Here is a 23913-nt window from a genome sequence, read left to right on the forward strand (position 1 = left end):
GGGGCTTCCATCCTAGCCCTTATCACTTTTCGGTTCGGCGATGGGATTGATCCTGGATGGAGTACGACGCGCGCACGGCGGGGGCGGATTGCCGTGGTTTTGCAGGGGTTAGTGACGCGCTCATAAGGGTTGATTTGGACGCATGATTTACCGGCGTTATCTTTGTTCCCCCTTTTCCTTTTTGAGCCAATATGTAACCGTGATCTGACGCTATGCGAAAAGAGTGGCGAAGGCTTTCAAACAGGGGACTAAATATCATGGAAATGACATTCGACCGTACAGTCAAATTTACCGCTTGGCTATTGCTACTCGCGGCACTCTCACAGCCGATCTACACCGCGCTTTATATGCTCGCGCCAGAGGTCAACCGTTCGCCGATCTGGGCGTTTGAGGCGCTTGTGTTCGTTATCATGGCGGCATTGGCCGGATCAGCGCTCGTCCAAACAAAGAGGTATCATCTGGCGTGGGCCGCGATTGCCATGTCAGCGGTCTTGAACGTTATACAAGTGGGTATTGGCCTTACTCAGTTTGGCCCCTTTCGCGAAGTTGCAACCGCTTCCCCCGATGTCGCCCCGCTTGCGGGTTCGGTCGTGGCGTTCTCATTCTTCGGATATAATGCGGCAAAAGTGCTGCTTGGTCTTGCAGCGTTGGTCTTTGGTACAGCGAAAATGGCCCAAGGCGGCAAGGTTCTTGGCGGTTTGACAGCGCTTGTTGGTGTAATTGCAATGATCAGCAATGCAGTGGTGATGGGCTTTGGTCTATCAATGTCCATGACCGGCGGCGGTTTGATGCCTTCAGGTGCAAGCGGCGTGCTGGCTGCGTTGCTTCTCGCACTTTGCTTGTTCACACAGCCTTCGGACGATTGATCGGACTGGACACCGGGGGTGGAGAGGCCTAGTCGTCTTTTCATCCCCGGGGAGCCAGCTTGTGGCTGAGAGGGGCGGGATAAGCGCCGCCTGACCCGTTGAACCTGAACCTGTTAAAGCAGGCGGAGGGAGCGGGCTGGCTTCAGAACAAGGCCCGCGCTCCGTCTCTAGGAGACAACGCACATGGCCGACATCAACTCACCTGTAGAAATCGGGGTAACCACCGGACCCATTCGCGGCAGCCGCAAGGTTTATGTCGGCGCTCGGACGGGCTCTGGCATTCGTGTCGCCATGCGCGAGATTGACCTTGAGGGCGGTGAGCCTTCGGTACGCGTCTACGACACCTCGGGGCCCTACACCGATGTAGACGCCAATATCGACATCAACGCAGGCCTCCCCGGCCTTCGCAGCGATTGGATCAACGCGCGCGGCGATGTTGAGGCTTACGATGCACGCGAGGTAAAGCCAGAGGATAACGGCCAGCTTGGCCCAGATCGCAGCGGCGGCGTTCCGCAATTCCCCAATGTGGTGAAGCGTCCCTTGCGCGCAAAAGCAGGCCAGAACGTCAGCCAAATGCACTACGCCCGCAAAGGTATCATCACGCCTGAGATGGAATATGTCGCTGAGCGCGAGAACCTTGGCCGCGAGCTGGCAAAGGATTTCAAGCGCGATGGCGAAAGCTGGGGCGCGGACATTCCTGATGTGATCACGCCGGAGTTTGTGCGGGATGAAGTCGCCCGCGGCCGCGCGATCATCCCCAACAACGTCAACCACCCCGAAACAGAGCCCATGGCGATCGGGCGCAATTTCCTCGTTAAGATCAACGCCAATATCGGCAACTCTGCCGTGGCCTCCGATGTGGCGACCGAGGTGGACAAGATGGTCTGGGCCACCCGCTGGGGCGCGGACACTATTATGGACCTCAGCACGGGTCGCAACATCCATGACACCCGCGAATGGATCATCCGCAACTCTGCCGTGCCGGTGGGTACCGTGCCGATTTATCAGGCTTTGGAAAAAGTGGGCGGGGTTGCCGAAGACCTCACCTGGGAGATTTTCCGCGACACTCTCATCGAACAGGCTGAGCAGGGCGTCGACTATTTCACTATCCACGCAGGCGTTCGCCTCGCCTATGTGCCCATGGCGGCAAAGCGCGTCACCGGCATCGTATCGCGCGGCGGTTCCATCATGGCGAAATGGTGCCTTGCGCATCACAAGGAGAGCTTCCTCTACGAGCATTTCGACGACATCACCGAAATCTTGAAAGCCTATGACATCGCCTATTCGCTGGGCGATGGCCTGCGTCCGGGATCAATCGCGGACGCCAATGATGAGGCGCAATTCTCCGAGCTTTACACGCTTGGCGAGCTAACCCACCGCGCGTGGGAACAGGACGTTCAGGTCATGATCGAGGGGCCGGGCCACGTCCCCATGCACAAGATCAAAGAGAATATGGAAAAGCAGCTGCAAGTCTGCGGCGAGGCGCCTTTCTACACCCTCGGGCCATTGGTGACCGACATTGCGCCGGGATATGACCACATCACATCCGGCATCGGAGCGGCACAAATCGGTTGGTACGGCACCGCGATGCTTTGCTACGTCACGCCCAAAGAGCACTTGGGCCTTCCCGACCGCGACGACGTAAAAGTGGGCGTGATAACCTACAAACTCGCCGCCCACGCAGCGGACCTTGCCAAGGGCCACCCAGCGGCAAAAGTGCGCGATGATGCCTTGTCAAAAGCGCGTTTCGAATTCCGCTGGCGCGACCAGTTTAACCTCTCGCTCGACCCGGAAACGGCAGAGGAATATCACGACCAAACCCTGCCAGCAGAAGGCGCAAAAACCGCCCACTTCTGCTCCATGTGCGGCCCCAAGTTTTGCTCCATGCAGATCAGCCAAGAGGTCCGCGATTTCGCCGCCAAGCAAAACGAAAGCCCCGAAGGCTTCTTGGCGTCAGAGAAACTGGGCACAGACACCGCCGAGGCGAGCCGTCAAGCTGCGCTGAAAGGCATGGAAGAGATGAGCGAGAAATACCGCGACGGCGGTGATTTGTATGTGAAGATGGTGGAGTGATAATGAAGAAGAAAATGCCTCAATAAGGATTTGCAAGCCATGCACAATGAAACAGCGAGCGATCCAGAGAACGCTTGTGAATGTGCAATTTGCTCGTTGAGGATTGATTTCGAGATGGATGAGCACTTGCTTGAGGAGATTGAGCAAGGCCGATGCGTTATCTTTGCCGGTGCCGGGGTGAGTACTGAGACAGATGGGGCACATTCATTTTCGTTTTTCGAGCAACTGGCCGCAAAAGTCGATGGAGAAGAGCCAAACGACTTTTGCTCATTGATCGATGCATTCGAAGACCGGCCGAACGGTCGTCAGAAGCTCATTGAGGAAATTCGATCTAGGTTCCAGTATATCGACAGTTGGAGAGAGCTCCGGGAGGCAGCTACGCGATTTCATAAATCGGTGGCGACAGCGCCCTACTTTCGTGAGATCATAACTACAAACTGGGATCGCTATTTTGAGGATGTGATCTCAGCGACCCCGTTTGTTTATGATAGTGACCTCGCATTCTGGAATTCCGCTTCGCGGCCTGTCCTAAAGATACATGGTTCTATCGACAATTTGTCGAGCATCGTCGCTTCTTCTCGCGATTATCTTGAGTGTGAGGAACGGCTTCGTTCCGGCCGTCTCGGTGATTTAATGCGCCACCTTTTTGCAACCAAGACAGTTCTCTTTGTTGGGTATTCGGCTCAGGATAGCGACTTCCTCAACATCTATCGCGCCGTACAAGGAAGTATGCAGCAGTTCGCCCGAACTCACTACCTCATCTCGCCATTCATCGATGAAGCAAAGCAGGCGGAACTACTCTCTGATTTGAATATTGTAGGCATCAAGACCGATGCCACCCATTTCATCGAGACGGTGAAGTCCCACATGCGCGGCCGCTTCTGTTTCGCCCACGATGACGCATACGATGATGTTAGGGCCCAGCTATCGGTGGCGACCACCACTCACCTAGAATTCGTGGATGGCGTCTCGATTGCGGAGACGCCCCACTTGATTTTCTGCATCGCATATCAAGATGGCTTGATCCATGGACTGCAACGTATTGCGGATCGCCGATACACTAATGAGTACGCAAACCTTCATAATGTTCGCCGTCAAATCGAACTATATGACGATAAGATTTCGGCGTATACGAAAGCGAAGGATTACTGGAACGCCAGTTATTTTGTCGGCTATCAGTTGGCGCTCATATTCTATGATGTGTCCAATGCAGTGCGAGACGAAAGGTGCGAGGTTCCGGAAGGTTACGAAGAGCTACCTTTGTACTACCACCCGAAGCTTGGATGCATGAGCGCTCAAGAATACGATATCGAAGTACGCCCAAATCCCGAGGTACACAAAGCTGCCTACAAGCAAGCTTTGAGATTTGCTAGGTTGTTGGGGAATGCGGAAGGTATTGTGCCTCAGCACACGCCCTTCGGCTAGTTGATAGCTTGATGTTTTGATAGGACTCGGCTTGTGAGCTATGTCCCCAAAGCCCTAAACTTAGTCTGTTTTTCATTTAGATGAACCACCCAACCACCACCCTAACCGCACTCCTCACTTTATCGCTCGCCGCCGCGCCAGCCCTCTCGCAAACCGTGCCGGGGAGCGCCCCTGAATTCCTGCCCAACACCGGCTCTTCCGCGCCGTACTCGCGGGCGGTGCAGGTGGGGGATACGCTTTACCTTGCGGGGCAGCTGGGCCTTGCGCGGCGCTCTGACCGTGATCCGGCCAATGGTATCGAGGCCGAAACGCGGCGGGCTATGGAGCGGATTGGGGAGACTTTGGCGCTCTATGACCTCACCCATGATGCGCTGTTCAAATGCACCGTTTGGCTGGCGGATATTGACGATTTTGCGGCGTTTAACTCGGTGTACCGGACCTATTTTGACGAATGGCGGTACCCGGTTCGATCCACCATGGCGGTGAAGGAATTGGCGGCAGGCGCTGCGATTGAAATTGAGTGCATGGCATATGCTGGGTCTGCCACGCGCCCAAAGGGGAGCTTTAGTTGGAGCGATGCGGCCAAGCATTTTCGCGCAGGCGAGGCGCGCTCCACCAATGTCTTTACCCGCAAAGAAGCATCCAAATGCGTGGGCCGCTGGCGGCTTCATGCCGACGCGGTGGATGACGGCGCGTTTCCAACAGCGGCGTTGGAGGCCTTGCCTGAGCCACTTCGCTTAAACAGTGCGATTGCGGCGGCGGAGTTCTTTCGGCTTGATACGATGGCAGAGGGGGTGATGCGCGATGCCGCCGATGAAGCGGAAGGGCGGCTGCGCAGAGCACTGGACGGGGAAGTTCAGGCGTTTCAAACCTATTTTGAGGCGCTGGGCATGTGCTGGTCGGAACCTGAAACCGTGAGGGATCACGGCGTGGGCGAACCCGGCAATGCTATTGATGCTTCAACCGGATAAACCGCCAGCCTAGCGTAACCGGGGCAAGGATCATCAACACCGGGTTTAGGCTCTATCTTAGAAATGCCAGCGGCCCACCTTGCCAAAACCCCACCTTGTCAAAACAAGGAGGGCCGCCGTTTACTTGCACCGTCATAGAACCGTCATTGCGATAGCAATCAGGTCGTCGACAGCGCCGCTGCTGCGGTCGCTTCTTGTTGCTGGGCTTCGGCATGATCTTGGAGGATCTGCAATTCCTCTTCGGTCAACGCAAGGGGAATGTCCTTTGTCCAACCAAAGCGGAAGATCGCATCAAGCTTTGTTTCAAGTTGATAGAGGCGGAAGTAACGCGACCCGTCAAAATGCGGGGCGAGGTCCTTCATATAATCGCCTTTTGCAGAGACTTGATCCATCTCAAGCTCAACCGCGCTTTCGGCGATCATGTCCGCTGTGGCGGCATCCATCTCAACCGAGTTCGCAGCCAAGCGGCGGATCATGTTAAAACGGCGCAGTTGATGTGCCTTTGCGGCCAAACGGTATTGGTCGTAGATCGGCCAGAATTCGGTACCTTCCTCATCCGTAAACCGCATAGTCCGTGCGATGGTGGCACGGCGCTGTGTCTCCCGCGCTTGGAATGACACCTCAAAGCCGTCTTGGGCTGATTGGGCTTGCGCAGTTACAGGCAACGCGATGGGGGCAGAAAATGCCAAAGAGGCACTCAAAAGAATGGTTGGAATACGCATAGTTTCTCCAGAAAATCAGCCACGCCTTTGGACCCAATTTGAATAGTGGGCTCAGACAATGAGGCGGAGATCGCACATTAGGCGGTGGAGCACAACGTACTGTCTTGGCGGGCACCGCATTGCTGGCGGCTGCCCGAAGTGGTTTTAAGGGTGCTGGCGCGCCACTGCGCCCATCACCCGGTCAAGGCTTTGTAAGAACTTTGACCTATCCGCTTTGCTGAACGGCTTTGGACCTCCCCCGATCCCGTCCATTCCCGCGCGCAAGTCTTCCATGATTGCGCGGGTGGCAAGGGCGCTGCCTATGCTGGCGTGGGTGAATTCATCGCCATTGTGTTTAAGCACGCGCGCGCCTGCTTTCAGGCTGCGGTCGGCAAGCGGGATGTCGCCGGTGATGATGACGCATTTTGGCGATACGCGCACCGCTTCCTCAGCGATCCAATCATCGGCTGCATCAAAGCTGTCGTCCACAACCACGCGCTTGACCCGAGGGTGATCGGGTATGCGAAAGGGGGAATTGCTCACCACGCGCACCTCCGCCCTAAACCGCTCAGCCACGCGATACACCTCATCCTTGACCGGACAGGCGTCGGCATCGATCAGAATGGTGATTACGGCCATGGCCGGTTGGATGTCTGTCATAATCGAAGTTTTGCCAAGCGACGGTTTAATACTCCCACCGCTCGGTCAGCATTTTCGCCTCGCCGTCTTTGACAGAGATTTCGGCGGAAGGGGCGTCTGTCTTACCCGGAGCAAACAGTTCATAGATGACTGTGCCATCGTTTTGAACGCTTTCAATGACGCGTTCGGGTGCGAACATGCCATCGACGGCTTCTGCAGCAGAACGAGCGTTGGCAGGCACATCATCCCACGCGATATCGCGCTGCACCTCAACCACGCGGAAATTGCCTTCGTCTTCTTGGAGCATGTCGAGCTCAACTTCGCTTCCGTCCGGACGCGTGCCTTCGACATCGAAGAAGACCATTCCTTCGCGTTCTTTCTTTTCGACCTCAGCGATCACCATGCCGGGGACTTTTGCTTCTGCTGCGGCGACGATACCTTCGGGAATATTTGAGATATCGATATCAGTCGATGTCGATTCTGGTGCATCGGCCAGCAGTGCTGAATCGCCGGCTGCGTTGTCGGTTGCGTTGTCGGCAGCGGTCTCGTCACTCGGCGCACAGGCGCTCATCATCAAAGCGCCGAAGACGCCAAGCGAAGCCGTGCGGAGAACAAATGGGGTGGTTGGCATAGCAAATATCCTAACGGTCAAAGTGAAAAGGGGGACGTGTTTCGCTGCTCTCTTACAGAGTTGCGCGGAGAATTTTAGTGTTTTGTGAAGCGCACCATTTCCCAGTCATAGCCAAGCTCTCGCACGCGGCGTTCTAACAGTGTCTGTATCTCTTCGCTGGGTCGAGCTTCGCGTGCCAGCATCCAAAGGTATCGCCCGCTAGGCTCCCCCCACGATCGACCATTCGTAGAAGCCTTTTGCATCCGCTTCGCTGCGGTCTAACACCCAATAATCGCCAAAGAAGGGGCCGAAGAAGCTTACCTTAATGATCCCTCGACCACTTTTGCGCGGCCTTGAACTTCGCTCAATTTGCCTTCTAACGCGCCCTTGAAGCAGGAATTGACCACTTGAATTTTGGATTCACCTGAAGTCTCTCGAAGAGAATATTGTGCGGTGACCCCTTCGCAATTCTTTTGGAATGACGCTTCGTAACGGGCGTATTCATGCCACTTCCCAAGGTATGCGGTAAGCTCCACAGGCTTTGCAGGTTCAGGCACGGCTACATTGCCGACCGGACCGGCTGCGCCAACACAAACGTTAAGCGCGAAGGATGCCGCGAGTGCCAGTGCCGGAACAGGCCTGCGTAGCCTTGCGACTAAAATGGTGCTGCGTATACTCATGTTTCTCCAAGCCTTATGGGCCTTGTCGCCCATTTGCAATTTTGCGCCAGCCGGATAGCTCTTCGCACTAACTTGGATGAAACTAATTTCTAAGAAATCTGTCAAAGCCTTAGGTCCATTATCGCTTGACCGGCCTATACTGGGTCTCGATTTGGCAACTGCCAACCCTTTACGAACGCGGAGGGACAAAGTTTGAAGAAGCCAAAGCAGCTCAGATAGGCGAAGCAATATCTGGCGGAGGCTACAAACGAATTCGCCGAATTCCATTCACAGCCAACTCTTGCCTGTCATACCTGCGTGTTTCGAGAACTTATTGATCTAGGAAAACTCAAAAATGAAGAAGATGAATCGGCAGAAGAGTAATTTTGACTTTACATGTGGTTACGAGGCGTTGTGACCAACTGCACAGTATAAATGAGCACTGTTTACTAAAAATTCGGCATCACGCGCTGGAAAAGGTTCGATCCTTTATTTCTAGCGATCTTGGATTTTTGAGCAGCCCCCTTCAACGCTCAAACTTAGAAAAGTCCCTGAGCTTGAGGAGTTAACATGCCTTGGAGAGGACCGCTTGGCGGTTATCCACTAGAGACCTTGCCGGGCCCCGAGAACCCTTGGTTGGCGTGTGGGGGATGCGGCGATGCCCTTCCTCAGGAAACACGCACCGATAATCCAAAGCTTCCTGATTTCCGGCTTCCCGATGACGGCTCTCTCCGCATTGATTGGAAGAAGATCGGTGTCGGTGTCTCCATGATCGTCGCCGGCATTCTGGTGATTGTTGCCGCGGTTGTCGGCGCAGTGGCAGTGGTCGCATCCTTACCAGCAACCGCTTCGGGTTCGGCAGTTGGCGTTGCCGTTGCCATAGTTGGTATGATGTTGGCTGCGGGTGGTGCGATCTTGATGGGCGCAGGCGGTGCAACCTTGATCGGCGGAATAGATCCCAAAATCAGCGACTACAAAAAGCATGTCCCTGCTGTGCCTACGCGCAAACTTGCCCTTCCGGGAGATATTCCATCCCCTGTTGCGACATTCATGCAGTCCGTCTCAGAAATTGAACGGTTCTCGACAGCAGAAACCGATATCATCGACCATGCAAGGGCGGCAGCGAAAGCCAAGGACAAAAGTTGGACCGAACTACATCTTCGCGATCTGTACCATGTGCAAAACGCCAAACAGCATTTTGTTGGACAGCTGGCGAAAGCCTTGAATGAAATCAACGCCGCGTTTGGTCAGGACTTTGATCACCACCGGGTGAACCCGGATGAACCTGTGCGCGATCTTATCAATCCGCTTATTGAAATGCGTTCAACCTTGAGTGAGGTGGCAGGGATAAGCAGCGCTGAGATAAACAATATTCTCAACACGGTCCGTATGCCATCGCCCATGTCTGAGGCGATCGATGCTTCAATCCAACAGTTTGCAAGCCAAACTCAGGGCCAGCCATCACAGATGGTCAATATTGCAGCTGAGCAATTGGAGCGGCTGGATGTCATTGACCATGAGGCATTTGGCCTCAAGCCTTAGGCGCTATTGCCAATGGCGCCCTTGATAGGCTGATCCATGAAAGAGGCATTTGCCGCATTGCTCGATCACGAATGGCCGTTCTTACGAGCATGGCCAATGGATGCGTTTGACCCGCTGGTGAAATAGCATGATGTGCGCACAGCTGACTTGGATGACGCTTGTGAGCCATGCATTTCGCGGCGTCATAAGTAACAACCTCTAGGATACAAGACTCAAAATTTGGCCAATGAATCGCCACATTCGTGGTGCACACAAAGTGCAGCAACAAAGGAGAAGCGATCATGCAGTTTCAATTCAATTCCGATAGCTCGGTTATGGGCACCGTCAATGTGGCGACTCGAATTGAAGAGATGGTGCGAGAGAAACTTTCCCGTTTTGGTGAACGCCTTACCCGGGTTGAGGTGCATGTTAGCGATGTTAATGGCACCAAGCACGGCGCTGACGATAAACATTGCATGATCGAGGCACGCCCGCGTGGTGGTCGCCCGATTGGCGTGACGGGCCGGGCTGATAAGGTGGATGCCGCAGCAAGACGCGCAGCCAACATCCTGGCGCAGAGGTTGGAGCGTTTGTTCGGTAAAGAAGAACGCCACAAACACGATGCGCGCCCTGATAAGATGATGTGATCTCGGCGACATGATGCAGCCGGTGCGATTGCAACGGTGACCGCAATCGGTCCTGGACCATCCAACGGCCGGGTCCATGCTATAACCATGGCTTTGATGCCGAGATTGATCCCAATTCAAATCTGCGGGCGATTTCCCGCCGCCCGCAGATAATGCTAGTGGGGGCGCATGAATTTAACCCACTTGCTCCGCACACATGGTTTTGCAGCCTGCGCATTCGCTCTTGTCGCAGCGGGATGCACTGACACTCCCGGTGAAATTTCCCGCGACGCGGCCCCTTTTGACGGGATTGCCGAGAACGCCATCATTGATGTGGGCGGCACCGAGCCTTTTTGGGCCCTCAGGATATCACCTGAAGGCGATGCATACAAAGCCCAATATTCTGCGCCTGAACTGCCCGAAGGCGAAACATTTTCGGTCATACGTTTCGCTGGCAATAACGGCCTTGGGTTTTCAGGTGAGTGGGCAGGCGCTCCGGTTAATCTGACACTCACGCCGGGCGAGTGCAGTGATGGGATGAGCGACCGCACCTATCCCTACACCGCCACCTTACAGTTGGACGAGGTAACCCTGTTCGGCTGTGCGCACACTGATATGGAACCATTTTCCGAAGGTGAGAATAGACCCTGAACCAAAGGCGATTGGCTTCGTTACATCAGAATAATCCCGGCACCTGATATTGCGCAGCGGTGGGCTGATCTGGGGCCATCATTCCTGACGCAGGCGCTCGCTGTGCGATCTGGCCTTGGTCGCTGCTAATGGCAGTGCAGCTGCGGCCAGCCAAGAAGTCGAGCGCCGTTGCAATTGACGCTTCGTTTGGATCACCAAGAGGCATCGTGAAGTCATCATCGGCCTCACAAGTGTTGGGCATGACGCTGGCGAGGCCGGTGAAGTATTCCCCTTCATTGTTTGCGTTCAAGGTTTGGAAAGTCACAGCGCGAACTCGCAGGTCGCAATCTTCGAGGTCGAATGCGAATTGACCCACCGGCTTTCCTGATGTGTCCGAGCCCACCAATGCAATGCGGCTCGATGCTACATATGGAAGCATGGCATTGGTCACCAACTCACTTGCCGACGCGGTGCTGCTCGTGCCGATCAGGACCAGGCCATCGGGTTGAAGAGCGTTGAGTTCATTTTGGAACAAGCGCGTAGCGTTGTTGTCGGAGCGTTCTGGCCGAAGAACCGTTTGGCTGAAGATGGACCCGATTTCATCGCGGCCCATCAAATCTCCCAAGGTCTCAGCCACGCTGACAAGACCGCCGCCATTGTAGCGAAAGTCCATGATGAGCTCGTCAACATTATTGGAAGCAAACAATTGGAACGCATTACGCAATTCATCAGCGGCAGAACCCACGATAAAGGTGCGAAGGTTGAGATAACCGACATTGCGCCCCCCATCCTGAATGATGACAGCGCCATAACGGTCCGAAACCGGATCAAGCGAGAAGTCCGCTTTGGCAACGCTGCGTTCAAGGACTGTTCCATCGGCCTGTGCAAAGCGCAGGACACGTGTGATACCGGCGTCAGACGGACCAAGAGCATCGACAACCGCGCCCGGGCCGCCGTTTGTAAGAAGGCTGCTTACCGTCTGAAGGTTGGATGCGTCGGTTCCAATCGCAAGGATTTCTGTGCCGCGATCAATGCCTGCAGCAAAGCCGGGGGCATTTTCAAAGGCTTCGAGAATAAACAGACGGTTATTGATCTGATCAAAGCTCAATCGAACACCGAACCCAGCGCTGGACCCGGAAGCGATGAGTGCATTTTCGTCTGCAATCGAGGTCGCAAAGGTAAAGCCGACATCGCGCGACTGGGCCCGTGCCGGGGCCACCCGCGCATCAAGGAAGGATTGGACAGTGGTGAAATCGGCTTGGTTGACTGAGTTGTCGAGAAGATTCGGAAACAGGTACCAGTCATTGAGAACGTCATCGGCAAAGGCGATTTGGTTGGCAACCGAACATGGACCCGCTGTTGAAGGCGAAGCCGATGAGGTTGGAGCTGGTCCAGCGTTAGGCGGCGAAGAGCCTCCACCGCCGCATGCCGCAAGAGCCAATGCCAATGTCGCGGTGAGAGCTGAACGGCCAGCTACATTGATATCAAGTTTCATGGTGAAAGGGTGTACTCCGGCATCTTTTAGTGTCTTCAATACCCCTAGCGCTGAGCATTCATGCATACAGCCAAACTGGCGGGCAAGTTTTGTCTTTGCACCCTCCTATCACGACTGTTGATCGGGATTGGAGGTTTTTGAGTGTAAAATTTATTGAGTTTTCCTCAGAAAGCGGGGCAAATCCCAGCTCTCTCTCTCGTTTTGCCCCCGTGTTCGGACTAGCACCATAGGGATGGAAAGACAGAATCATGCCTAATTTGCCTGACTGGCTCACCAACACACTGCCCGAAGCGGCGCGTCACCCCGGCCTTGCTATTGCAAGCTTGGGTGATGCTAAGACGCTTGGCAAAGGTGGATTGAAGCTTTGGAGCCCTGCTTTCGAAGGCGGGGAAGAACTTGATCCGTGCTTCACGGCGGTCGAAGAAGACGCGGTCGCGCCGCCTCTGGAATGGAATGCCCCTCCACCAGGATCACAAGAGATCGTGATTATCGTCGAAGAGGCATCAAGCGCTGGCGATATTCCTGCATGCCAATGGGTGGTGTGGGGACTGCCGGGGCAAAAGGGCAAATTGCTTGAAGGTGAAGTGCCGCCGCGGACAGGTAAAAACGCGGTTGGCAATTCCGAATGGCTTTTGCCTGACCCACCAATTGGCGAGACACGCCACTATGTATTTCAGATTTTCTCCACAGACTTGCCGCTGACTATCATGCCGGGGGCTAGCGTTGAGGAAGTCAAGAAAGCAATACAGGGGTTCGTGACTGGTTGTGCAGCTCTCTATGCGCCTTTTACAGGTGTTGAAGCTGCGGATGCTGATTTTGACGACGATTTTGATTTTGACTGAATTCAAATTTGATTGAACTGCCATTTTACAAGGGAGACTACCATGGCTGGTAAGACAAACGCACTTCAAAAGCCCGTAACACTTTCAGGCGATCTTGAAGCAGTGATCGGCAAAGGCCCGATGACTCGCGCTCAAGTGACTTCGAAAGTTTGGGAATACATCAAGGCAAACAGCCTGCAGGACGCCAAAGATAAACGTCAAATCAATCCAGACGGTAAGCTTGGCGCGGTGATCGGCAAAGACCAGATCTCTATGTTCAAGATGACCGCTGCGGTTTCTAAGCACCTTAGCTAAGAACTAAACTGTTATTGGTTGGGCCGGCGGAGCGTTGCGATAAGCACCGCGTCGCCGGCCTTACTTTTTGATCAATTGCTTTTGGACTGTAAAACCTTGGGAAACGGAACATTGCCGACCCAAAACGCAAGCCAAATGATGAGCGGCTGTGCAAACATTCTTGGCACATGATAGGCAAGGCCCAAGCCACCATCTTCGCGCGCCATATCGACTATGAAATGATTGATATTGGCAGGCCAAACACAAATTGCATAAAGTGCAAGACCGATTCCTCCAGCTTGCCTCAAGCGTTTATGGAAAGGCTGAGCAAGGGCAATCGCGCCAAGAATTTCGGCAACTCCGGTCCAATAAACGATCTCTTGAGGGTAAGGGATGCCGACGGGCATGATCGAAAGGAACGGTTCGGGGCGCACCAGATGCAAATATCCAGCGAACGCATAGAATGCGGCGAGCAATATACGAAGGATAGCTTTGGTCATCGCTGTGCGCCCTGACGTTCATATAGCTTTTGACTGACATTGATGATCAATTGTTTGTGCCTCACACTACCGCTAGTTGCTGATTGTAGAATTGACTATTGAAACGCCTGCCTATCGGGAGAGGGCCGTCATATGCAACACGCTGTTTACTCAATTGCCGCAATCGCACTCCTTTATGCTGGCCCCGTGCTGGCTCAGGATACAGAGCCAGCACCTTTGGAGGATCAACTTGGACTCGCGGATGCAGAACCCGTTGAACCTGCGTCGCCTGATTCTGTACCGACTGACCCTGCTCTTGAAGAGGCGTTGATCGCACTTGATATCGCGCCCGTTTTTGATGGGCATAACGACGTGCCCTATCAATTGCGGATCCGCTACGAAAACCAGATCGATGGCTTCGACTTCACTGATACCACGGGAACGGGCGCGAACCATCCGCAAGGACAGGTCATGCACACTGATCTCAATCGACTGGTAGAGGGAAAGGTTGGAGCACAATTCTGGTCCGTATTTGTTTCTGTCAACCAAACCGAAGCTGAAGCCGTGCAGCAAACGATGGAACAGATCGACGTGATCAAGCGCTTGGTCCGTCAGTATCCAGGGCAATTAGCCTATGCCGATACCGCAGAACAGATCGAACGCGCGATGGCGAGCGGGAAGCTTGCATCGATCATCGGGATGGAAGGCGGACATTCCATCGGATCAAGCCTCGCGGTTCTCAGGCAGATGTATGATCTGGGCGCGCGTTATATGACGCTCACCCATTTCCAAAACACACCTTGGGCTGATAGTGCGACCGATGATCCCGAGCACAATGGGTTGACCGATTTCGGCAAAGATGTGGTGCGTGAGATGAACCGGCTTGGGATGCTGGTCGATCTTAGCCATGTCAGCGAAAAAACAATGATGGACGCGCTTGATGTTGCTCGGGCTCCGGTCATTTTCAGCCATTCGGGCGTGCGCGCAGTCAACGGTCATTCGCGCAATGTACCTGACAGTGTGCTTATGCGCCTACCCGACAATGGCGGCATTGTGATGGTGGATGCGGTGCCTGCCTACCTCAATGAAGAACGCCGCCTATGGTTTGCTGAGCGCGTAGCTGTCGAAGCACGTCAAGAGTCACTGTTTCCTGGTCAGCCCGATATTGTCGAATCCGCAATGGCAGAGTGGGACAGTGAAAACCCTGAACCCGAAACCACGATTGGTCATATGGCTGATCATATCGATCATATCCGCGCGCTAATCGGCGTAGAATACGTCGGAATCGGCGGAGATTTTGATGGCATTCCCAACGGACCAGTCGGCCTTGAAGATGTGAGCGGCTACCCTGATCTCTTCGCCGAATTGGTTAGGCGCGGATACAGCCAAGTTGAACTTGAACTCATTGCAAATCGCAACACACTGCGTGCCTTGCGCGAAGCAGAGCGTTATGCCGCAAGTGTTAGGGATCAGCGTCCGATTGAGACCCTGATCCCTGAAATCGAATAAGTCAGCCGTAAAGGGCAGGGATGATCCAAACCAAACTCATCGCGATAACCGCGAAGAGTAGGCTGAATGCCAAGACATAGCGAAGAACGCCCGGCGTACTTGCTGCACGGGCATCATCGTCTTCGATGTGGATTGCGTCATCTTCGTCGACCATAGATACCTCACCTGAGTTTCCGTTACGGATTCTAACGATGAGGCAGCCTATTGGTTCCTACTTAGTCGCGCAAGAGCTCATTGATTCCGGTTTTGGAACGGGTTTGAGCATCCACTGTCTTCACAATCACAGCGCAAGAAAGCGATGGGCCACCATTCGGATCCGGTAGTGTACCGGGCACAACCACAGAATATGGCGGGATGTGGCCTTTAATGATCTCACCAGAATCGCGATAGACAATCTTGGTCGATTGGGTGATGAAAACACCCATCGCAACGACGCAGCCTTCGCCGACAATTACGCCTTCGACGATCTCTGAACGTGCACCAATAAAGCAATTGTCGCCAATGATGGTGGGGTTAGCTTGCATGGGCTCGAGCACCCCGCCAATGCCTGTGCCAGCAGAGATGTGGCAGTTTTTGCCGATCTGTGCGCAGGACCCAATCGATCCCCAAGTATCAACCATCGTGCCTTCGCCGACATAGGCGCCGATATTCACAAAGCTTGGCATCAAAACACAACCGGGTGCGATGTAGGACGCATGACGCGCAACCGCGCCGGGCACAACCCGGATGCCAGCCTCGGCGAAACGGACCTCGTCCCAGCCTTCGAATTTGCTTGCGACCTTGTCATAGGCTGGCGCGCCGGCTGATCCGCCGTCCATAATGCGATTGTCATTGAGGCGGAATGAAAGCAGCACAGCTTTCTTGAGCCATTGATTGACCTGCCAACCACCATCGGATGTAGGCTCTGCGACGCGCGCCTCGCCGCTGTCGAGGAGGCCAAGCGCTTCTTCAACCGCGCCGCGCACTTCGCTTTGCGGTGTGATGGTGTCACGAGCTTCCCATGCTTGTTCGATGTCATTGATAAGGGTGTCAGTCATAAATACTCCAGAATACGCGTGCTCGTGGCCGAAGATGAGAATGGCCTGAGAGCATCAGGCGCCAGATACGCAGTTGCTGCTAGCTCGTCATGAGCACCCCGGCAAGGTTGGCATGTTAGCAAAATTCGCGGGAGCCCAGCAGGGCAATGGCAAAGGAATTCTCGCATGTCTTTCACTTCTTGGCTGCTGTCCGGCGCCTCGCGTCAGCCCTCTGTTTTTTGTTTCAGGTCGGCCAACCGAAACGCGTCTGCGGTCGCACCGCCCATTGTCAGAAAATTCGTAGCAAGCGTTGCTGTTTGCGCGGCGCTTTCCGCCTGTGGTGGTGGCACCGGGCAAGGGGTAAATACTCTTCCTCCGCCGCTTCAAACTGCACCGACATCTCCACCCCCTTCCCCGCCGCCACCTACGTCCTTCGATACGGCTGAACTGAGGCGTTCAGATGGGCCAAGTTTCCACGGTGCGCAGGCGGCATGGCTCGATGGGAGTACGGGTAGTGGTGAAATCATAGCAATTGTCGACACCGGGCTCGACACAGATAGCCCCGAATTCACGGGACGGTTGCACCCTGAATCGCAGGATGTCACTGGCTCTGGGCGCGGAGTTGATCCCGAAGATGATCATGGCACCAATGTCGCCCTCGTGGCCGCAGCAGCACGCAATGAAGTTGGTGTGCTTGGCATTGCCTTTGATGCGCAAGTCTTGGCGCTTAGGGCGGATATGCCGGGCTCATGTGGAGCTGATACACCGCAGGACGCAAGCCTAGGGTGCGTCTTTGTTGATGCAGATATTGCCCGCGGAATCGATATCGCTGTTGGGGCCGGCGCAGCGGTAGTCAACCTGAGCTTGGGAGGAAGCGCAGCTTCACTTGAACTGCAAAATGCGGTCAGGCGAGCAGCGGACGCGGGCGTCGTCATCGTGGCCGCATCAGGCAATGATGGGCTTTCTCCTGATGAGGTGGATGAGTTTTCGCGCACTCTGATCGCGGCTGGCGGTGACAATGTCATTATTGTTGGTTCGGTCAACGAAAACGGTGATATGTCCGACTTCAGCAATCGAGCAGGGCAGTTTGCCGAAAACTATATCGCTGCCCGCGGAGAACGGATTTGCTGCGCCTATGACGACGGAGAGCTGTTCGTAGAGAACATTGATGGTCAGCAATTTGTGACCTTGTTCGGCGGGACCAGTTTCGCTGCGCCTCAGGTTGCAGGTGCTGTAGCACTACTGGCGCAAGCATTCCCGAATCTAACGGGGCAAGAGATTGCGGAAATCCTATTGCAAACCGCGCGCGATGCAGGCGCTTTAGGTACGGACAATGTGTTCGGGACCGGAATTCTCGATATCGCAGCGGCCTTCGAACCGATCGGCACCACAAGCATTGCTGGAACGGACCGAGTTCTTGCTCTTGCGGACAACTTCGCAATTGGGTCAGTGGCTATGGGCGATGCGTTGAATGGCGCATCACTGACGACGATTGTGACGGATCGCTATAACCGCGCTTTTACAGCGGAATTGGGCGGCAACACCCGCAATGCACCTCAGTTACAACGCCTTCGTGGCGCGGTTGTGCAAGGTGTGCGTACGCGTGCCGGTGGCAATGATCAGTTTTCAGTCGCAGTGACCGTTGGTGAAGGACAACGTGCAGCAGGGCTTGGTTGGATGCAAAGCCTCCAATTGACGAGCGAAGAATCCTTTCGTGCACGGGTTCTTGCGGGCCGGGTTGCTGCGCGGATTTCGCCTGACATGCAAATAGGTCTTGCGATCTCTCAAAATGCCTCGGGCCTCGTGGCGCAACTTCAAGGTTCGAAACGCAACGCTTTCCAGATCGCACCAGAAGCAAGCGGCGATAGTGGCTTTCTAGGAGACAGCGAGATTGCGATCGCAACCCGGCGCGAAATTGGCAGCTGGGGATTAACGATATCAGCGGAACGCGGGCGTGCATGGCTCTCTGATTTCCGCAATGCAGGTGATGCCTTAAACGGCAGGACCGAACGAAGACCGACCACTCGCATCGCTTTTGCGGCAGACCGGCGATGGGCCGGTTTTGACCTGAACGCTGGAGCGACGATCCTGATGGAGGAAGACACACTGCTTGGCGCACACTTTAACCCGCTCTTGGGGGTTAAAGGTGCTCATAGCCTTTTCCTTGATGGAAGGGTCTCGCGTGATGTTGGAAGGCGCTGGCAATTGGGCGCAAGTTACCGCGCTGGTATCACGCGGCCAGGAAACGGATCACAGGCTGGTTCTTTCGTTGCGCCTGGGTCGCAAATCAATTCGAGCGGATGGTCCATTGATCTCACACGTTTTGGGGTTTTCTCGAGAAGTGATAGCTTGGGGATGCGTCTTAGCCAGCCTTTGCGAGTGGATGGCGGCGCGCTGTTAATAGAGCTTCCGGTGGATTACGATTACGCGACCCAAAACGCGATCACAGGGCGTCAGAGTTTGGCGCTTACCCCTACAGGACGGGAACTTATTGGCGAGCTTGGTTGGCACGCGGCGCTTCCCATCGGGATGGTCTCCACCAGCGTTTATTACCGCAATCAACCCGGGCATTTCCGCGATGCGCCAAGGGATGTGGGAGCGCTGATCTCGCTGAGCTCAATTTTCTGAGGATTAAGCGGAGACCGCGCGCTATAGGGGGATGCCTTATTCGGGCATCCCAGCCTGCAACGCAAAGTTGTAGGCTGCGTCAACCAAAGGCGAAACTCTGTCGCTCATAGACTTTGCATGTGCTGAAGACGCAGTGCCATCAAGGACGCGTTTCTTGATCCCCTGCATAATGCCAGCAAGCCGGAACAAGTTGTAAGCAAAATACCACTCCATCGGAGGTACAGGGTAACCTGTGCGTTCAACATAGCGGTCAACAGCTTCTTGGACTGAAGGAATGCCAAGTTCTTCGAGGTTCAAGCCAAGCAACCCTGCGCGTCCTTCGGCGGGCTGGAACCAGTTGAGCATAAGATAGGAGAAGTCAGCAATTGGATCGCCGAGCGTCGACAACTCCCAATCCAGAACAGCAATGATACGCGGCTCGGTTTTGTGAAAGATTACATTGTCGAGACGGTAGTCGCCGTGAACTACACTGCTTTCGTGTTGCGGTGGGATTGTCTCAGGCAGCCATTCAATCAGCCGCTCCATTTTGGGCATATGCTCGGTTTCTGAAAGCTTATACTGCTTTGACCACCGTGCAATTTGCCGCGCGCAATAGTCGGTTGGTTTGCCATAATCACCAAGCCCGATTTCGTCCGGTTTGTTGAGGTGCATATCGGCAATTGTGTCGATCAGAGCATTGTAGAGTTGGCGGCGTTGCCCCGGCTCCATTCCGGGAAGTGCACCGTTCCACAAAGAGCGACCATCAGCCATGCTCATGACGAAAAATTTGGAGCCGATAACATCTGGGTCTTCGCAAAGGCCATAGGTTTTGGGCACTGGGAAGCCGGTCGGATGCAGGCCCGTCATCGCAGCATATTCACGGTCGACAGCATGGGCGGATGGGAGCAGCTTGCCGAAGGGCTGACGGCGAAGGACGTAATTGGTTGAAGGGGTTTCGATTTTATAAGTGGGGTTCGACTGGCCACCCTTAAATTTGGTGTAGCTAATCGGACCTGCAAAACCTTCAACATTGGCTTCGAACCATGTGTTGAGGGCTTCCATGTCGAGCTTGTCCTTATCAGACACCTCAACAGTGCCGACCATTTCCTTGTCGAAATCGATAGTCATCAAATGTCCCTGCTTTTTGATTGGATCACCTGAAAGGAAGGCGCCGCCATATTTGGCGACGCCTTCACCAATCAGCGCGTTGCGCCCATATCGCCTGAGCTGAAGTTGCCAGCGTTATTGGCTGGTTTCGCGCCGGCGCGAAGAGCGTTGGCCGTTGGGCCTTCTTCTGGAACGTGCTTGCCAAATTCCATGCGCGCGATGGAACGTGCGTGCACTTCATCGGGACCATCGGCGAGACGCAGAGTGCGTTGATGCGCGTATGCGCTGGCAAGGCCGTAATCGTTCGACACGCCGCCGCCGCCGTGGGCTTGGATCGCGTCGTCGATGATTTTGAGAGCCATGTTCGGTGCCTGCACCTTGATCATCGCAATCTCTTGCTTGGCCGCTTTATTGCCGACTTTGTCCATCATATCAGCCGCCTTAAGGCACAGAAGACGGGTCATATCGATATCGATACGGGCACGCGCGACGCGCTCTTCCCAAACGGAATGTTTGTAGATCGGCTTACCGAAAGCTTCGCGCTCTTGCAGACGCTTACACATCTTCTCCAGCGCCTCTTCCGCAACGCCGATGGTGCGCATGCAGTGATGGATACGGCCTGGACCAAGGCGCCCTTGAGCGATCTCAAACCCGCGACCTTCACCAAGAAGCATGTTGGTGACAGGAACACGGACGTCCTTCATTTCCACTTCCATATGGCCATGCGGTGCATCGTCATAACCGAACACTGGAAGGTGGCGAATGATGTTCACGCCCGGTGCGTCGTTTGGCATGAGCAGCATGGATTGCTGTGCGTGACGGCCAGCAGATGTGTCGGTCTTACCCATCACGATGGAGACCTTGCAGCGCGGATCACCGAGACCCGAAGACCACCATTTGCGGCCATTGATCACGTACTCATCGCCGTCCCGCTCGATGCGGGTTTCGATGTTTGTTGCATCTGATGAAGCGGTGAAGGGCTCCGTCATAAGGAAAGCAGAACGGATTTCGCCGTTCATGATCGGGCGCAGCCATTGTTCCTTTTGCTCAATCGTGCCGTAACGGTGGAACACTTCCATATTGCCTGTGTCAGGCGCAGAGCAGTTGAACACTTCCGAAGCCCAGCCAAGGCGGCCCATTTCTTCAGCGCAAAGAGCGTATTCGAGGTTGGTGAGGCCGGGACCTTCAAATTCAAACGTCTCTTCGACGTGGTGGTGGCCATCATTGCGCGGCGGCATGAAGAGGTTCCAAATGCCCTCTTCTTTGGCGAGGGCTTTCTTGTCTTCGATGATTTGGATGACTTTCCAGCGGTCGCCCTCAGCGTCTTGCGCTTTATAAACGTCCATATTCGGGCGTACGTGCTTCTCGATGAAACCTTTTACGCGGTCGCGCCAATAGGCTTGACGTTCGGTGGGTTGAAAATCCATTGCAGGGTTACCTCTCTTGCATCAATCGGTTTGTATGAAGTTGAATTTAGCGTGGCATGGCTGAGCGTCCGCGCCAAGTTGGTTTTTGGGTCAATTATTCTTTTTGAGCGTTCTGCTGAACGGCTCTGGCCGCGATCCTTGCTTCGTGCTGCTCGCGGGTGATCGGAAAACGACCAAGCCAGAAGGCGGCGATGAGACCGAGCGCAATCGTGGCAATCGCGAATGTGATGATGATGGTGTAAAGAACACCAAATTCGACCGCCGCAGGGTCTGCCCCTTGCTCCAATTGAGAAAAGGCTATGATCTGCCCCGTTATTGCGGCGCCAAATCCGGTCGCGCATTTCTGGACTAGCCAATTGCCCGAATAGAATGATCCCTCCGCTCTCCGGCCGGTTCGTTCTTCGAACGCTTCCACGATTTCTGCGAGCATGGACGTGGCTGAGATCATTAACACGACGCCAAACATGTTCGCGAAAATTGTAAAGCCAAAGAACAGCGCGGTTGAGGCAAGAGATGGGATCGCCGGCCAGAGCCCGCCGAGATAAAGAAAGTAAGGAAACAGGCCAAAAGTGATTGCGATAACCGCGCTCAACGCGGCGCTCTTCGGCTTGCCAAACCGGTTGTGCATGGGACCGACAAGGATAAACATGCCGACAACCGAAACACCAAGGACGAAGGGGTAAGCGGTCAGTCCGTTGAGCCAATTTGGGCCCCAATCAAAACTTACCCTGTCGATCTGCCAAACATAAATGTTGAGGAAGTTCGTGATTGAGAAGGTCATACCTTGGCTGATGTAAGCGGCAAGGCCGCCCGCTGCGAAAATTAGAAAGGCTTTTTCAGAAAATGCTTCGAAAATTTCTGAGAACGCATCGCGAAGGCTAAACGGTGCAGGCTTTGTCTCCGGCAAGTTTGCGACGATATGGTGTTGGCCGATGGCTGACCCCAAAACAGCAATTGCCATCAGAACCGCGCCAAAATAACCATATGCCGGATAGCCATCTTGTTGGAGCAATCCGTTCTCACCTGGCATAAACACTGTGTAGGCTAGGACCATCATCAAGATCCCGCCCATCCAACCAGATAGATAACGATAGCGGAAAAGAGTGGTTCGTTCTTGATAATCCGATGTGAGTTCCGGGACTAGACTTACCGACGGGACTTCGCAGGCAGAAAGGAGCACTCTGACCCCGACCATAATGCCCAACAGGCCAAGCGGGCTTGGTGCAACACCGCCGGGAGGAGACCACAATAGGATCCAAATAACGGCCAATGGAATGGGTGCAGCGTAAAGCCACGGCAATCGCCTGCCCCAGCGTGTGTATGTCCTATCGGACATATAACCGATGATTGGATCGACAACAGCGTCGATCAAAAGTGCGGCGAGCAAGATGAGCCCGACAAGCCCTGCGTCCATCCCCAAGACTTGGCTGTAATAGAACAATAGAAAGAACAGGAAGCCGCCGTCTTTGACGCCGAATGCTACCGCGCCAAAGCCGTGAATAAGCTTCACGCGCATCGGGATTTTGCCTTGGATAAGACCCATCAGTTTGATGAACCTTGTCCGGCTGCGACAGCCTTGGCTTCTTCTTCCATTTTCTCCAGACCTTCAAACAAGGTCGCTTCCTCTGGGTCCCAGCAATGGCGCGGGCCCACAGTAATTCCGCCATCTACGATTAACGATGTCCCCGTGACAAAGCCCGCCGCTTCGCTTGCAAGGTATGCTACTGCTTCAGCGATATCGAGCGGTTGCCCGCCGCGTTTTACCGGCTGCGCGTTCGAGGACATCTGCGCGATTATCCCCTTGGCCGTATCTTTCATTTCCTCGGGCACTTCCATGGAAGTGGTGAAGATGTTTGTATTGATGAAGCCGGGCTGCACTGCGTTCACTCGTATAGAGTGTTGCGCAAGGTCAGCAGCGGCGCATTTGGTGAGGTGAAGCACGCCTGCTTTTGCAACAGCATAGGCCGTCGGCGAGTAACCGGGACCGACCGCTGCTACGCTGGATACATTGACGATTGAGGCGCCTGGACGCCCTTTCATATGAGGCACAGCATAGCGAATACCAAAGGCGACCGAGCGAAGGACCAAGTCCATCGTCATATCCCATTCCTCAGGTTCAATCTCATCAATTGATGGCCGCGCGCCGCCAGCGGCTGCATTGTTGAAGACCACATCAATCCCGCCCGTTTCAGAGGCCGCTTGGTCCATCAACGCCTTAATTGAGGCAGGGTTCGTGACATCGCAGTGCACAAAGCGGACATCGCCTTGTGCTTCATTAGCAAGCATTTCTCCGCCCGCGCGATCAATGTCGCTGGCGAAAACCACCGCTCCTTCACGGGCAAAAAGCCGTGCACTTTCAGCGCCGATCCCAGATGCTGCTCCGGTCACAATCACGGTCTTTCCCGAGAATCGCATGTCTCAAATTCCTCCCTCAATC

At 54.6% G+C, this 23913-nt stretch carries 22 protein-coding genes, 1 pseudogene and 1 riboswitch; of the genes and pseudogenes, 11 read left to right on the top strand and 12 right to left on the bottom strand.

Annotation, left to right across the window (positions count from 1 at the left end; all coding sequences use genetic code 11):
- Positions 1-257: 257 nt before the first annotated feature.
- The 4 genes from ABJ205_RS11025 to ABJ205_RS11040 all read left to right on the top strand — a co-directional run bounded on the left by ABJ205_RS11025 (position 258) and on the right by ABJ205_RS11040 (position 5335).
- Positions 258-866 (top strand): thiamine biosynthesis protein ThiC, encoded by a 609-nt coding sequence (locus ABJ205_RS11025; RefSeq protein ID WP_348159678.1) that lies wholly within the window; start codon positions 258-260, stop codon positions 864-866.
- Between the two features lie 37 nt (positions 867-903).
- Positions 904-1016, top strand: a riboswitch (TPP riboswitch).
- Between the two features lie 33 nt (positions 1017-1049).
- Positions 1050-2939, top strand: coding sequence for a phosphomethylpyrimidine synthase ThiC (thiC, locus tag ABJ205_RS11030; RefSeq protein WP_348159679.1), 1890 nt, complete (start codon positions 1050-1052; stop codon positions 2937-2939).
- A gap of 39 nt (positions 2940-2978) precedes the next feature.
- Positions 2979-4364 (top strand): SIR2 family protein, encoded by a 1386-nt coding sequence (locus ABJ205_RS11035; RefSeq protein WP_348159681.1) that lies wholly within the window; start codon positions 2979-2981, stop codon positions 4362-4364.
- Positions 4365-4444: 80 nt separating this feature from the next.
- Entirely contained in the window at positions 4445-5335 is an 891-nt protein-coding gene (locus ABJ205_RS11040; protein WP_348159683.1) for a RidA family protein, read from the top strand.
- Positions 5336-5493: 158 nt separating this feature from the next.
- Here ABJ205_RS11040 and ABJ205_RS11045 read toward each other — a convergent pair whose 3' ends face one another.
- From ABJ205_RS11045 to ABJ205_RS11060, 4 genes and pseudogenes are all read right to left on the bottom strand, one after another.
- A complete protein-coding gene (locus ABJ205_RS11045; RefSeq protein ID WP_348159685.1) occupies positions 5494-6057 on the bottom strand; it encodes a hypothetical protein in 564 nt (187 codons plus the stop codon).
- A gap of 144 nt (positions 6058-6201) precedes the next feature.
- The gene (locus ABJ205_RS11050; protein WP_348159687.1) at positions 6202-6696 is read right to left on the bottom strand and encodes a YaiI/YqxD family protein; all 495 of its coding nucleotides are present in this window, start codon (positions 6694-6696) and stop codon (positions 6202-6204) included.
- A gap of 25 nt (positions 6697-6721) precedes the next feature.
- Positions 6722-7306: a hypothetical protein gene (locus ABJ205_RS11055; RefSeq protein ID WP_348159688.1), complete on the bottom strand. Its 585-nt coding sequence runs from the start codon at positions 7304-7306 to the stop codon at positions 6722-6724.
- A gap of 74 nt (positions 7307-7380) precedes the next feature.
- A pseudogene (locus ABJ205_RS11060) lies at positions 7381-8232 on the bottom strand (lipocalin family protein).
- 282 nt (positions 8233-8514) lie between these two features.
- Between ABJ205_RS11060 and ABJ205_RS11065 the strand changes: the two are divergent.
- The 3 genes from ABJ205_RS11065 to ABJ205_RS11075 all read left to right on the top strand — a co-directional run bounded on the left by ABJ205_RS11065 (position 8515) and on the right by ABJ205_RS11075 (position 10742).
- Entirely contained in the window at positions 8515-9486 is a 972-nt protein-coding gene (locus tag ABJ205_RS11065; protein WP_348159690.1) for a hypothetical protein, read from the top strand.
- Positions 9487-9767: 281 nt separating this feature from the next.
- Positions 9768-10112 carry an HPF/RaiA family ribosome-associated protein gene (locus ABJ205_RS11070; RefSeq protein ID WP_348159692.1) on the top strand — a complete coding sequence of 115 codons (345 nt, stop codon included), beginning with the start codon at positions 9768-9770 and terminating at the stop codon, positions 10110-10112.
- Between the two features lie 168 nt (positions 10113-10280).
- Positions 10281-10742, top strand: coding sequence for a hypothetical protein (locus ABJ205_RS11075; protein ID WP_348159693.1), 462 nt, complete (start codon positions 10281-10283; stop codon positions 10740-10742).
- Positions 10743-10767: 25 nt separating this feature from the next.
- Here ABJ205_RS11075 and ABJ205_RS11080 read toward each other — a convergent pair whose 3' ends face one another.
- Positions 10768-12216, bottom strand: coding sequence for a S41 family peptidase (locus ABJ205_RS11080; RefSeq protein WP_348159695.1), 1449 nt, complete (start codon positions 12214-12216; stop codon positions 10768-10770).
- 248 nt (positions 12217-12464) lie between these two features.
- On the opposite strand from ABJ205_RS11080, the gene ABJ205_RS11085 reads away from it, so the two are divergent.
- Together ABJ205_RS11085 and ABJ205_RS11090 are read left to right on the top strand one after the other, a co-directional pair.
- Entirely contained in the window at positions 12465-13058 is a 594-nt protein-coding gene (locus tag ABJ205_RS11085) for a YbhB/YbcL family Raf kinase inhibitor-like protein (RefSeq protein WP_348159696.1), read from the top strand.
- A 42-nt stretch (positions 13059-13100) separates the two neighbouring features.
- Entirely contained in the window at positions 13101-13352 is a 252-nt protein-coding gene (locus ABJ205_RS11090) for an SWIB/MDM2 domain-containing protein (RefSeq protein ID WP_348159698.1), read from the top strand.
- A gap of 71 nt (positions 13353-13423) precedes the next feature.
- On the opposite strand, the gene ABJ205_RS11095 is transcribed toward ABJ205_RS11090, so the two are convergent.
- Positions 13424-13831 (bottom strand): DoxX family protein, encoded by a 408-nt coding sequence (locus ABJ205_RS11095; RefSeq protein WP_348159700.1) that lies wholly within the window; start codon positions 13829-13831, stop codon positions 13424-13426.
- A 132-nt stretch (positions 13832-13963) separates the two neighbouring features.
- On the opposite strand from ABJ205_RS11095, the gene ABJ205_RS11100 reads away from it, so the two are divergent.
- The gene (locus ABJ205_RS11100) at positions 13964-15319 is read left to right on the top strand and encodes a dipeptidase (RefSeq protein ID WP_348159702.1); all 1356 of its coding nucleotides are present in this window, start codon (positions 13964-13966) and stop codon (positions 15317-15319) included.
- 1 nt (position 15320) lies between these two features.
- On the opposite strand, the gene ABJ205_RS11105 is transcribed toward ABJ205_RS11100, so the two are convergent.
- Together ABJ205_RS11105 and dapD are read right to left on the bottom strand one after the other, a co-directional pair.
- Entirely contained in the window at positions 15321-15473 is a 153-nt protein-coding gene (locus ABJ205_RS11105) for a hypothetical protein (protein ID WP_348159704.1), read from the bottom strand.
- Positions 15474-15534: 61 nt separating this feature from the next.
- Positions 15535-16356, bottom strand: coding sequence for a 2,3,4,5-tetrahydropyridine-2,6-dicarboxylate N-succinyltransferase (gene dapD, locus ABJ205_RS11110; RefSeq protein ID WP_348159706.1), 822 nt, complete (start codon positions 16354-16356; stop codon positions 15535-15537).
- A gap of 165 nt (positions 16357-16521) precedes the next feature.
- On the opposite strand from dapD, the gene ABJ205_RS11115 reads away from it, so the two are divergent.
- Complete coding sequence (locus ABJ205_RS11115; protein WP_348159708.1) at positions 16522-18963, top strand: S8 family peptidase; 2442 nt, start codon at positions 16522-16524, stop codon at positions 18961-18963.
- 36 nt (positions 18964-18999) lie between these two features.
- Here the strand turns inward: ABJ205_RS11115 and ABJ205_RS11120 are convergent, their stop codons facing one another.
- The 4 genes from ABJ205_RS11120 to ABJ205_RS11135 all read right to left on the bottom strand — a co-directional run bounded on the left by ABJ205_RS11120 (position 19000) and on the right by ABJ205_RS11135 (position 23891).
- Positions 19000-20070: a phosphotransferase family protein gene (locus tag ABJ205_RS11120; protein ID WP_348159709.1), complete on the bottom strand. Its 1071-nt coding sequence runs from the start codon at positions 20068-20070 to the stop codon at positions 19000-19002.
- A 71-nt stretch (positions 20071-20141) separates the two neighbouring features.
- Positions 20142-21476 carry an acyl-CoA dehydrogenase family protein gene (locus tag ABJ205_RS11125; RefSeq protein ID WP_348159711.1) on the bottom strand — a complete coding sequence of 445 codons (1335 nt, stop codon included), beginning with the start codon at positions 21474-21476 and terminating at the stop codon, positions 20142-20144.
- 94 nt (positions 21477-21570) lie between these two features.
- Positions 21571-23019 carry an MFS transporter gene (locus tag ABJ205_RS11130; protein ID WP_348159713.1) on the bottom strand — a complete coding sequence of 483 codons (1449 nt, stop codon included), beginning with the start codon at positions 23017-23019 and terminating at the stop codon, positions 21571-21573.
- Positions 23019-23891: an SDR family NAD(P)-dependent oxidoreductase gene (locus ABJ205_RS11135; protein ID WP_348159714.1), complete on the bottom strand. Its 873-nt coding sequence runs from the start codon at positions 23889-23891 to the stop codon at positions 23019-23021. Before ABJ205_RS11135 ends, ABJ205_RS11130 begins: the two co-directional genes overlap by 1 nt.
- Between the last annotated feature and the right edge of the window lie 22 nt (positions 23892-23913).

This window comes from Erythrobacter sp. (assembly GCF_039988855.1).
Lineage (GTDB): Bacteria > Pseudomonadota > Alphaproteobacteria > Sphingomonadales > Sphingomonadaceae > Erythrobacter.

Coding starts and splice junctions, on each gene's coding strand:
- ABJ205_RS11055 (WP_348159688.1), bottom strand. CDS start 7,306: ATGCCAACCACCCCATTTGTTCTCCGCACGGCTTCGCTTGGCGTCTTC.
- ABJ205_RS11100 (WP_348159702.1), top strand. CDS start 13,964: ATGCAACACGCTGTTTACTCAATTGCCGCAATCGCACTCCTTTATGCT.
- ABJ205_RS11065 (WP_348159690.1), top strand. CDS start 8,515: ATGCCTTGGAGAGGACCGCTTGGCGGTTATCCACTAGAGACCTTGCCG.
- ABJ205_RS11085 (WP_348159696.1), top strand. CDS start 12,465: ATGCCTAATTTGCCTGACTGGCTCACCAACACACTGCCCGAAGCGGCG.
- ABJ205_RS11130 (WP_348159713.1), bottom strand. CDS start 23,019: ATGGGTCTTATCCAAGGCAAAATCCCGATGCGCGTGAAGCTTATTCAC.
- thiC (WP_348159679.1), top strand. CDS start 1,050: ATGGCCGACATCAACTCACCTGTAGAAATCGGGGTAACCACCGGACCC.
- ABJ205_RS11080 (WP_348159695.1), bottom strand. CDS start 12,216: ATGAAACTTGATATCAATGTAGCTGGCCGTTCAGCTCTCACCGCGACA.
- ABJ205_RS11120 (WP_348159709.1), bottom strand. CDS start 20,070: ATGACTATCGATTTCGACAAGGAAATGGTCGGCACTGTTGAGGTGTCT.
- ABJ205_RS11090 (WP_348159698.1), top strand. CDS start 13,101: ATGGCTGGTAAGACAAACGCACTTCAAAAGCCCGTAACACTTTCAGGC.
- ABJ205_RS11025 (WP_348159678.1), top strand. CDS start 258: ATGGAAATGACATTCGACCGTACAGTCAAATTTACCGCTTGGCTATTG.
- ABJ205_RS11095 (WP_348159700.1), bottom strand. CDS start 13,831: ATGACCAAAGCTATCCTTCGTATATTGCTCGCCGCATTCTATGCGTTC.
- ABJ205_RS11070 (WP_348159692.1), top strand. CDS start 9,768: ATGCAGTTTCAATTCAATTCCGATAGCTCGGTTATGGGCACCGTCAAT.
- ABJ205_RS11135 (WP_348159714.1), bottom strand. CDS start 23,891: ATGCGATTCTCGGGAAAGACCGTGATTGTGACCGGAGCAGCATCTGGG.
- ABJ205_RS11105 (WP_348159704.1), bottom strand. CDS start 15,473: ATGGTCGACGAAGATGACGCAATCCACATCGAAGACGATGATGCCCGT.
- ABJ205_RS11125 (WP_348159711.1), bottom strand. CDS start 21,476: ATGGATTTTCAACCCACCGAACGTCAAGCCTATTGGCGCGACCGCGTA.
- ABJ205_RS11050 (WP_348159687.1), bottom strand. CDS start 6,696: ATGACAGACATCCAACCGGCCATGGCCGTAATCACCATTCTGATCGAT.
- ABJ205_RS11115 (WP_348159708.1), top strand. CDS start 16,522: ATGTCTTTCACTTCTTGGCTGCTGTCCGGCGCCTCGCGTCAGCCCTCT.
- ABJ205_RS11045 (WP_348159685.1), bottom strand. CDS start 6,057: ATGCGTATTCCAACCATTCTTTTGAGTGCCTCTTTGGCATTTTCTGCC.
- ABJ205_RS11035 (WP_348159681.1), top strand. CDS start 2,979: ATGCACAATGAAACAGCGAGCGATCCAGAGAACGCTTGTGAATGTGCA.
- dapD (WP_348159706.1), bottom strand. CDS start 16,356: ATGACTGACACCCTTATCAATGACATCGAACAAGCATGGGAAGCTCGT.
- ABJ205_RS11075 (WP_348159693.1), top strand. CDS start 10,281: ATGAATTTAACCCACTTGCTCCGCACACATGGTTTTGCAGCCTGCGCA.
- ABJ205_RS11040 (WP_348159683.1), top strand. CDS start 4,445: ATGAACCACCCAACCACCACCCTAACCGCACTCCTCACTTTATCGCTC.